Origin of the sequence: Lapidilactobacillus concavus DSM 17758 (assembly GCF_001435835.1) — a bacterium.
GTDB lineage: Bacteria > Bacillota > Bacilli > Lactobacillales > Lactobacillaceae > Lapidilactobacillus > Lapidilactobacillus concavus.
The window spans coordinates 86,087-95,723 of sequence record NZ_AZFX01000087.1 but is presented as its reverse complement, the minus strand read 5'-3'; the positions used below and the strand labels follow the sequence as shown (position 1 = coordinate 95,723).

The 9,637-nt window shown below is 43.6% G+C and carries 8 protein-coding genes; 5 read left to right on the top strand and 3 right to left on the bottom strand.

Features of this window, described 5'->3' with window-relative positions:
- Positions 1–150: 150 nt before the first annotated feature.
- From dapF to FC15_RS07750, 3 genes are all read right to left on the bottom strand, one after another.
- On the bottom strand, positions 151–1,146 hold the full coding sequence (dapF, locus tag FC15_RS07760; RefSeq protein ID WP_083479158.1) for a diaminopimelate epimerase: 996 nt from the start codon (positions 1,144–1,146) through the stop codon (positions 151–153).
- Positions 1,147–1,303: 157 nt separating this feature from the next.
- Positions 1,304–1,573 carry a 30S ribosomal protein S14 gene (rpsN, locus tag FC15_RS07755; protein ID WP_057825527.1) on the bottom strand — a complete coding sequence of 90 codons (270 nt, stop codon included), beginning with the start codon at positions 1,571–1,573 and terminating at the stop codon, positions 1,304–1,306.
- A 521-nt stretch (positions 1,574–2,094) separates the two neighbouring features.
- Positions 2,095–2,751, bottom strand: coding sequence for an MIP/aquaporin family protein (locus tag FC15_RS07750; RefSeq protein WP_083479157.1), 657 nt, complete (start codon positions 2,749–2,751; stop codon positions 2,095–2,097).
- A gap of 359 nt (positions 2,752–3,110) precedes the next feature.
- Here FC15_RS07750 and trmL point away from each other — a divergent pair, with 359 nt between their 5' ends.
- From trmL to ymfI, 5 genes are all read left to right on the top strand, one after another.
- Complete coding sequence (gene trmL, locus FC15_RS07745; protein ID WP_057825516.1) at positions 3,111–3,620, top strand: tRNA (uridine(34)/cytosine(34)/5-carboxymethylaminomethyluridine(34)-2'-O)-methyltransferase TrmL; 510 nt, start codon at positions 3,111–3,113, stop codon at positions 3,618–3,620.
- A gap of 75 nt (positions 3,621–3,695) precedes the next feature.
- A complete protein-coding gene (locus FC15_RS07740) occupies positions 3,696–6,284 on the top strand; it encodes a DNA translocase FtsK (protein ID WP_057825514.1) in 2,589 nt (862 codons plus the stop codon).
- A 51-nt stretch (positions 6,285–6,335) separates the two neighbouring features.
- Entirely contained in the window at positions 6,336–7,574 is a 1,239-nt protein-coding gene (locus FC15_RS07735) for an insulinase family protein (protein WP_235803370.1), read from the top strand.
- An 11-nt stretch (positions 7,575–7,585) separates the two neighbouring features.
- Entirely contained in the window at positions 7,586–8,866 is a 1,281-nt protein-coding gene (gene yfmH, locus FC15_RS07730; protein WP_057825510.1) for an EF-P 5-aminopentanol modification-associated protein YfmH, read from the top strand.
- Positions 8,853–9,590, top strand: a complete 738-nt coding sequence (gene ymfI, locus FC15_RS07725) for an elongation factor P 5-aminopentanone reductase (RefSeq protein ID WP_057825508.1) — start codon at positions 8,853–8,855, stop codon at positions 9,588–9,590. Before yfmH ends, ymfI begins: the two co-directional genes overlap by 14 nt.
- The last annotated feature ends 47 nt before the right edge of the window (positions 9,591–9,637 follow it).

The following is a 9,637-nucleotide window of genomic DNA, read 5'->3' as shown; positions in this document are numbered from 1 at the left end:
TCTTTACATCAAAGGACGACCTAGCCGAACAAGATTCGGATAGGTCGTCTATTTTTGTCTTTTTAGATTTGCAATCTCATCGAAAGTTGATCAGTAATTAGAATTCACGTTTGGAGACATACTCCGATTGGATTCAGAACCAGATTGAGATCAAAGTGATGCGATAAATTGACGATATTTTTCCTGTTCGCCTGTTTCCTCAAAATGAACTTGGGTGAGATCAAAATCGGGATCATTAAGTTGTTCAAGAGTCAGCATGGCAGCGCCCAAGAAGGTGGCGTTACCAACGAGTGAAACCCAATAAAGTGAATGACGCTCGGTATCCGTATTTTCATGAACAATAGTTTTAACCATACCGCCAGGATTCTGAACATTGAGTTCTTGTTCGAAATGGCCTCCCTGTTCGAGTACATAGACAAGGCTCGACGCTGACATACCGGTACCACAAGCATTCGTGTAGCCAACGCCGCGCTCATAAGTGCGGACGAAGAGATGATTAGCGGCAAGTACTTCAACGAAACTGACATTAACGCCATCAGGAAAGATTGGATTATCGCCATTATTTAAATAACTAGCGATTCTTCCAAGCTCGGGCCCGGTCAATGTTTCATGGTCAACGAAACTGATCAGATGAGGGTTAGGAACTGCAACCGCAGTGAAAATAAGCTGATCTGACAGGACGCTAATTTTTTGGTGATGTAGTTCGGGGAGATCTTGCCAGTGCAGTCCGAGATCTTTAGCGGCAAAGCTAATAGGTGAGATTTCAGCCTGGAAAGTCTGAATGCTTGGTGCTAATGGGGTAGCTTGTTCAACAAGCAGATCCGCGTACATGGTTTGGATTTTGAAATTTAGTTGTCGATGTTCTTGTCCAAGGTAACGTGCAATCGTTCGAATTCCATTACCACACATCGAAGCTTCACTGCCATCCGCGTTGATGACGCGCATCATCCCAAGCGGGCCAGAATGCGTTGGCTCGTCCACGACAAGCACACCATCTGCACCTTGCCACAAACCATTATCTCGATCACTCACACGTTTCGTGATTGCCTTGATTTCGGAATCTGTCAACTTCCGGCTTAGTTTAGTTTGATCGAGAATAAAGAACTCATTATCTGATCCATGGACTTTTGTTAAAGAAATCTCCACCTGAATCACTCGCTTTCAGTTTGATAGGAATAGTATAACGTAAAAGTGTGATCAATCGATGAATTTAAGAGGGAATGAATTCAATTTTTCAAGAAATACACGTGACCAATGTGATCACGAGTATGAGCTTAGGCAATAGGATAAACTGAACTAAAAACTACCAGCTTGCTTTACGTACGCCAGGAAGTTGACCTAAATGGGCTAATTGACGAAAGTTGAGGCGCGACATTTTGAATTTGCGCATGTAAGCATGTGGGCGTCCATCCAGCGTGTCGCGATGGTGAATGCGGGTCGGGGAAGCGTTGCGAGGCAATTGACTTAAACCGGCATAATCGTGAGCAGCGATAAGTGCTTCACGCTTCGCAGCATAACGTGCGACAGTAGCTTCAATCCGAAGTTCTTTTGCAATTTTTGATTTTTTTGCCATATTTTCTCCTTAAATGTGCCAGAAAACCAATTAGAGACCACAAACTTGAGACTTAGTATAACATTGAATTGAACAACTTACAAATAATAAGCTAAAAGTGACCAACACATCGTGCCTCGGGATGTTCCTGCATTTTTTTTGAAAAAATCAGCATTTTTTGCATTTTACTTGTAAGTTACATGATCAAGTGATATATTATTTTCAAGGTTACCGTCGCGCTTTTATCAAGGGATGTCCTTTGCTAAAAGTTTCGATCAAGGCCTTATGAATGTAGCCTCTCGCCGTCGTATAACCGAGGGACTACATTTTTTTCGTGAAAAAAAGTATTTTCAAGCCGGTAGTTTTCTGATAATCAAGTGACTCAATTGTAAATCAGTTGAACGGTTCTGTGTATAATTCCGGATAACCTGGCGTTCTTTGCGCCTGAACGTGCTAGAAAATAGTCATGAAACTCAAGCAATCAAATCTAGGGTAACAAAAAAGCGTGATTTCTTAATGAAATCACGCTTTCTTTCGTTAGTCTAGGCTTCTGAACCTAAGAAAAATCTAGAGCAGTAGGCGGCCAGAACTGCACCAACTTCGGGTGCAATAATGTAGAGCCAAAGGTGTTTTAATGCAGAACCACCGGCAAAAATCGCAGGTCCAAACGAACGAGCAGGATTTAATGAAGCTCCGGTTAAATTGAGTGCAAATACGATGAGTAATGAGAGCGAGACACCAATGACCAAACCGGCGAAGTGCGCGTCGCCGTGATCTTTGCTGGTTACATTTAAAATGATCATGAGGAACATGAAGGTTGCGAGCACTTCAACTAAGAAGGCAACGCCGCCAGAAATCTTTGGAAAATCAGTTTGTCCAAGTTGGTTTGTTGGTAATTTTAGTGCGCCAACGAAGATTTTAACAAAAAGTGAGGCAACAGTTGCGCCCAATACTTGCGAAATGATGTAACCAACCGCGTCCATCGCTGAAATTCGCTTGTTAATCAACATCGCAGTTGTCACCGCTGGATTGAAGTGACCACCTGAGATGCCACCAAAGGCATAAGCAGAGATGGTAATCGCCAAACCAAACGCAATCGCAATTGTCAGCGTGTCACCTTTAGCAATTGTGACTGCGCTAGTTCCTAATAGGATCAAGAAAAAAGTGCCCAAAAACTCCGATAAATATTTACGTAACAATAAATTCAACCTCCCTTAATTAACAATAACTAACATTATTATTCAACATTCGCCGACCTAAGTAAAGGAATAGGCTAGCCAATTTCTCGATTAATTAAAACTCGGTCAGAATGAATTGAGAAGCTCAGACCGTAAATCTCGAAATATAAAAAAATTAAGTCGTTTTAAGATTCATGAAAACAACCTGATAATCCATTGGCAACCCTAGTTTTCTAAAAAGAAACTATGTTAGAATAGCAGTTGGTACTTTCAAAAATGAGATGGCTTAGATTGTCGTTCTTCTCATTTTTTTAGTCGAATTTTCGGAGGAATCTGCAATTGCTTTTATTGAATTTCAATCATGAGACGAGGGAATATTAATGACTAATCATATTGCACTTTTTGAACCGCTGATGCCAGCGAATACAGGAAATATTGCACGAACGTGTGCTGCTACAGGGACGGTTTTGCATTTAATTCGACCACTTGGCTTTCAAACGGATGATCGTCATTTGAAACGTGCGGGACTAGATTATTGGGATAATGTTGAGATTGTCTATCATGATGACCTGGATGATTTCTTGAAATCTATTCCCAATCAGAAATTCTTATATCTGATTACAAAATTCTCGGAACAGGTTTATAGTGACCAAGATTTTTCAGATATCCAACAGGATCATTATTTCTTATTTGGTAAGGAAACGACGGGATTGCCAGAAGACTTCATGCGTGATAATGCGGAGAAGTGTTTGCGAATTCCGATGACGGATAAGGTGCGAGCACTGAATTTGTCGAACACGGCTGCATTGGTCATTTATGAAGCGTTGCGTCAACAGAGTTTTGCTGGGTTGGAATTATCGCACCGCTATGAACATGATAAGTTGAAATAAAAGAATCAATTAATCAGCAAGATTGTTTCAAGGAATTGATGTGCTTCTGTCAATGTACGAAAGGTGAGTTGTTTAATGGCAAAAGCCAAAAAGAAACGTCGGAAGTCAACGACACGTTCGAAGACGAAACGACGCGGGCGAAAAAATAGGATAGATTATCAGTTAAACATTGTGGGCTTGATCTTTGCGCTGTTGGCAGTTTTAGCCATTTTCCGTTGGGGCTATTTAGGCAATTTGATTGCAAACGTCTTTCGTGTTTTCGTGGGCGATACTGACTTAATTGCTGAAACGGTTTTTGGTATGGTGGGACTTTATTTGTTAGTACTGGGTCATTGGCCCAATGATCTGCCATTACGTCGTTTATTTGGGATGATTGTGGTCTATCTCAGTACGCTATTGTTGAATACAGAAATCTTCTTTGCATATTTAAATATCCACAGTCAATTCACACACGTGCTATGGTCGCTCTTGAGAGCAGATTTTCGACGTGGTCGCGTGACTGAGTCGGTTGCAGGTGGGATGACTGGCGGTTATTTATATAGCATAACCTTCTTCCTTTTAAGTAATTGGGGCACTGTGTTAATTGCAATTCTAGGCGTGATCATCGGCATCTTAATGTTCACGATGATTCCATTTCACGATATTATTCAGTACTTGCAGCGGGTCACTTTTGCCTGCCGGTCCTTTATTCTGGCAGCAGGGCAACAGCTGCATGGGTTGCGTGGTCGCTTCTTTGATGAGCCAGATGAGGATGAATCGGATCCTAATTTAAGTTCTGATGAGCCAGATCTCGCCGAGACAACTCAGGATGCCTTTTCAGTCAGTGGTGGACCGGTCGATAAGAGTCAACGTTCTGTCGATGTCGTCATTCATGATGCTGGGCTGGTTGCCACAACTAAAAAGGCGTTGACAACTTCAACAGCAACACTGGCAACTCCTGCCGCAGCACAAGAATCCAAAGAAACAGAAGATGGATTACCACGTCCGCATGATGGCTTTGACGTTCACTTCTCACCAACGGGTGCGGCGATTACTGATCAAAAAGTAACGCCAACTGGCAATGACTTGGTTGATGAGCCATCATCAAAAACAGTGTCTGCGCCATTTTTGTCACCAACTGATCCTGTCGCGATGACTACCAGGGCAGATCAAGGCACATCTACGGTGCCACACGAGGATTATTCAAATTATCAACTACCAACTTCTGAATTACTTAGTGTCATTCCACCAACGGATCAGAGTAGCGAAGTTTCGTTGATTCAGAAGAACCGTGCAACACTTGAACAGACGTTTAAGAGTTTTGGGGTTGATGTCAAAGTTATTCATGCTGATCTAGGCCCAACCGTGACGAAGTATGAAGTCAAACCAGGACTTGGCGTCAAGGTAAATAAGATCGTCAATCTTGCCGATGATTTAGCGTTGGCATTGGCTGCGAAAGACATTCGAATCGAAGCGCCAATTCCGGGTAAGCCATATGTCGGCATCGAAGTTCCTAATCGAACTGTTGCGACAGTCTCATTCCGTGAGGTGATTGAGAAACAGCCGATGCACCCAGGTAAAATTCTTGAAGTGCCGCTGGGCAAGTCAGTTACCGGAGATATTGTGACTGCAGACCTCACGAAAATGCCTCATTTATTGATTGCGGGCTCCACGGGTAGTGGTAAATCGGTCATGATCAACGTGATCATTACTAGTATCTTGATGCACGCACGACCAAATGAAGTAAAGTTAATGTTGATTGATCCGAAAATGGTTGAATTGTCAGTTTATAATGATATTCCACATCTGCTTTTACCCGTTGTGACGAATCCAAAGAAGGCAGCCAATGCGCTAAATAAAGCGGTCAGCGAAATGGAAGACCGTTATCAACGGTTTGAAGCTGCCGGCGTGCGTGATATCGGCGAGTATAATGCAAAGGTTCGTGAGAACAATTCAGATAAAAACAACGCCATGATGGACGAAATGCCATTCATGATTGTTGTGATCGATGAGTTGGCGGATTTGATGATGGCAGCGGGCAACGAAGTCGAAACTTCTATTGTTCGCCTTGCGCAGAAAGCTCGTGCAGCTGGTGTCCATTTGATTATCGCCACGCAACGGCCATCGGTTGATGTGATTACAGGCTTGATTAAAGCCAATATTCCATCTCGAATTGCCTTTGCGGTGTCGAGTGGGATTGATTCCAGAACGATTTTGGATATGAACGGTGCTGAAAAACTGCTTGGGCGAGGGGATATGATGTTCTCCCCAGTCGGCTTATCGAAACCGGTACGTATTCAAGGTGCCTATATTTCTGGCCGCGATGTTGAAAAAATCATCGATTTCGTCAAAGGTCAGCAAACCGCTGAATATGATGAAGACTTGATTGCCCACGTCAACGATGTTTCACAAGATAATGATCAACAAGAACACGACGAACATTTCCGGGAGGCCGTGTCATATGTTGTACAAGAGAAAAAAGCAAGTACGTCAATGATCCAGCGCCGTTTCCGAATCGGATATAATCGTGCAGCGCTAATTATCGAAGACATGGAAAAAGTTGGCGTGGTTGGACCGTCTGAAGGCAGTAAGGGGCGTCAAGTATTGTGGGGAACAGAGAATTATCAGCAATACTTCGATCCGAGCCAGCCAACATCAGATCAAGACGGCAACTATCTTTCGTAATTAATCGTTTAGATTCTATTTGAAGTGTAAATGAGGCTAACATTGAAAACAATGATCACTACTGGCGTCAATTTGACGCTCAATCGTGCGAGTAAGTTTCGCACTAATCTGTTAACTTGTCATTTCATTGGACCCATTGAGGCAGCTACCAATACGGAGATGACTTTGTTAACTTGGATTCTTGCACATGGTAATCAGAAGTATCCCGAGAGTGAGCAACTAAGTTTAGCCCTGGCAAAACTTTATGGTGCTAATTTACAAGTGTATCATCAGAATTTTGGTCGTTGGCGTGATTTGATTGTCGAAATTAGTTTTGTGGATCCTTTGTCGGATCGAGCGATTGGTCGTGAATGTCTCGATCTCATCAAAGATATTATTTTTGAGCCGCTTTTAGGAGCGGCTCGTTTTGACCATGAAGTTTATCAAGCTGAATATCAGGCATTGCAGACCGAATTACTAGATCTTGAGACCAACCACGATTTTCAAACCTTTGCTTCGACTAAAGCGGCGTTTTTTGATGCGCCGTCGTTACAGACACCGCGTGTGGGGAATCTGCAGGAACTGCAACATCTGAGCGAGACACATTTAGGACAACTGTATCAACAGCTCATCAATGACTGGCGGGTCGAGATCGTGGGTTATGGTCAAAGCTTGCCTGCAGATGAACAAATGAAGGATTGGGCTTTTCCAGCGCGTCAACCTGTGTTACCACAGCCACAGATTTTGAATCAACTACTTGCAAAACCAAAAGTGATTGAGCGTGAGATTGTCGGCGAACAGACCCATCTTTGTCTGGCATATACGTTGCCGGATCTGTCGACACAAGTTGCTCGGGATACGTTACGCTTAACGGCGGCAATTCTCGGTGGTGATGAGCAGTCGCTCCTGTTTCGACAAGTGCGTGAACAGGCTGGTCTGGCTTATGATATCAGTGCGACTTATGATTCATTTTTAGGATGGCTGTATATTGAGGCTGGCGTTGATCGGCAACAAGTTGATGAGGCGCAGGCAGCAATTTCTACAGTATTTGCTCAGGCTAGACAATCAATCGATTCACAACTACTTGAGTTGGAAGAAGAGAACGAAATTAACGAGCAATTACAATCTCAAGATCAACCGCGAACCCGGGCGTTGCAATTATTTGCGGATGCAGTTTTTCCTGAACGTCATCGGAATCAAGCAGAATTTGCAGCTGCGATCCATCACATTTCACTCACACAGGTCCAAGAAATGCTAGCAGCTTGCCAATTGAAAGTGGTGACGCGATTATTGAATCGGTCGCCAAAATGAGAGGTCGAAAGATGAACAGAAAATTTCAGCTGCCCAACGGTTTAGACGTTGAGTTGATCGATAAACCTGGATTTGTCAAACAATTTGGTATCGTGATGGTTGATTTTGGCGGTATCGATCAGAGTTATCGTGCCCATATTGCTGGCGAATGGCGGCAAACAAGGATCCCTGCTGGCACAGCTCATTTCATTGAACATCAACTTTTTAATAAGCCAACAGGTGACATCAGTCAGCGGTTTGCAAAACATCACGCGGAAACGAACGCTTTTACGAGCCCGACAAAAACGGGTTACTTTTTTAGTAGTACTTCACAGTTGTCAGCTAATCTTGACTTACTCGCCGAATTAGTGAGCCAACCTTATTTTCAACCTGAGAGTGTTTCGAAAGAACGTGCGATTATCACGCAAGAACTTAATCTATATCAAGATCAACCCGATTATCGATTAGAGAATCAATTGATCACCACGTTGTACGGTGAAGGCGCACCAATGGCCACGGATATTGCAGGAACGCCTGCATCGTTAAAAAGCATCGATTCAGAAATATTGCTCAAGATTCACCAAACGTTCTATCAGCCACAAAACATGAAGCTAGTGATCGTGGCTGATCTTTCGCGGGCATCGTTGGCAGATTATTGGCAGCAGCCAGACAATGCCTGGACAGCGTTAAGGAGACGGTATCAAATCGAACGTGAGACTGCTTCGAGACCGGCTAAGTTAGCAATCAAAGCAGATTCAGTACTCGTTAATGACCAACTCCAAGTGAATAAACTCGCGCTCGGGTGGCGAGGCGCATCAATCAGCCATTTGACGGATGTGATTCGCTTGCAAATTGATTTGGAATTAGTGATGACAACATTATTCGGCGAAACGGCTGAACGCTATCGGAAGTGGCGGAATAGCGGTTTGATCAATGATAGTTTTCAGTTTCAAACGACCGTAGAACGCGGCAATAATCATTTGATTTTTACAGCAAACACGCCGGATCCACAGCATCTACAAAGCGAGGTTCAGGAAGTCATTGCTGGTTTATCTGAAGCTGATCTCGCAAACTTTGAGATTGTACGTCAAGACATGCTAGGTAATTTACTTTTTGCAGAGGATGAGATTGAAGGTATCGGTCAGGAAAGTGTTGAGCTTGCTTTCTATGATTGGCCTTTAGATCAATTCAAGCAACAGTTGCAGCAACGTCGTCTGAGTGAGAGCTTAGTGAATGTTCAGCAATTTTTTGCACACAGTCAGCGCGCAAGTTATACCATGTTAAGGAGCCGTCAAGAGGATGACAACATTTAAACGGGCAATTGTTTTTGGTGCTTCCGGAAATATCGGGCAGGCGATTAGCCGCCAATTAGCAGCGGATGGATGGTCACTCGTGATGCAGTATTATCATCACGAGGCCGCCGTCGTTGACCTAGTCGCTGAATTGTCTCACCAATATTCGGCACAGGAATTTCAATCAGTGTTAATGGACTTTTATCAGCCAGATCAGGATTATCGTCAATTATTGAAAAGCTTCGGAGATTACCAAGCCTTGATCTTCGCGCAAGGTGCGACCACGTATCAGTTATTCACAGATATTTCGGATGGGCGTATTCTGGATCTGTTCCGGTTGCATTTACTTACACCGATGAGTCTGATCAAAGCCGCGCAACCACATCTGCAAACGCATGAGCATTCACGCATCGTCTTGATTGGTTCGATTTATGGGGGTGTTGGCAGTGCGATGGAAGTTGCGTATAGCTCTGTTAAAGGGGCGCAATCTAGTTTTGCAAATGCTTATGCACGGGAGGTTGCCGCTAATGGATTGACGGTCAATGTGATTGCTCCTGGTGCAGTCGATACACAAATGAACGCCGAATTTTCAGAAAGTGAACTCGCCGAGCTAAGTGCCGAAATTCCAGTTGGTCGTTTGGCCCGCCCGGAAGAAATTTCAATTTGGGTGGCGCATCTACTGGCGCCCTCCGCGGATTATTTAACCGGTCAGACCATATATGTTGATGGTGGCTGGTTGAAGTAGTTAAATAAAGTTGAAACGACGCAGCACCTATTTATTTCAGAAAGTCA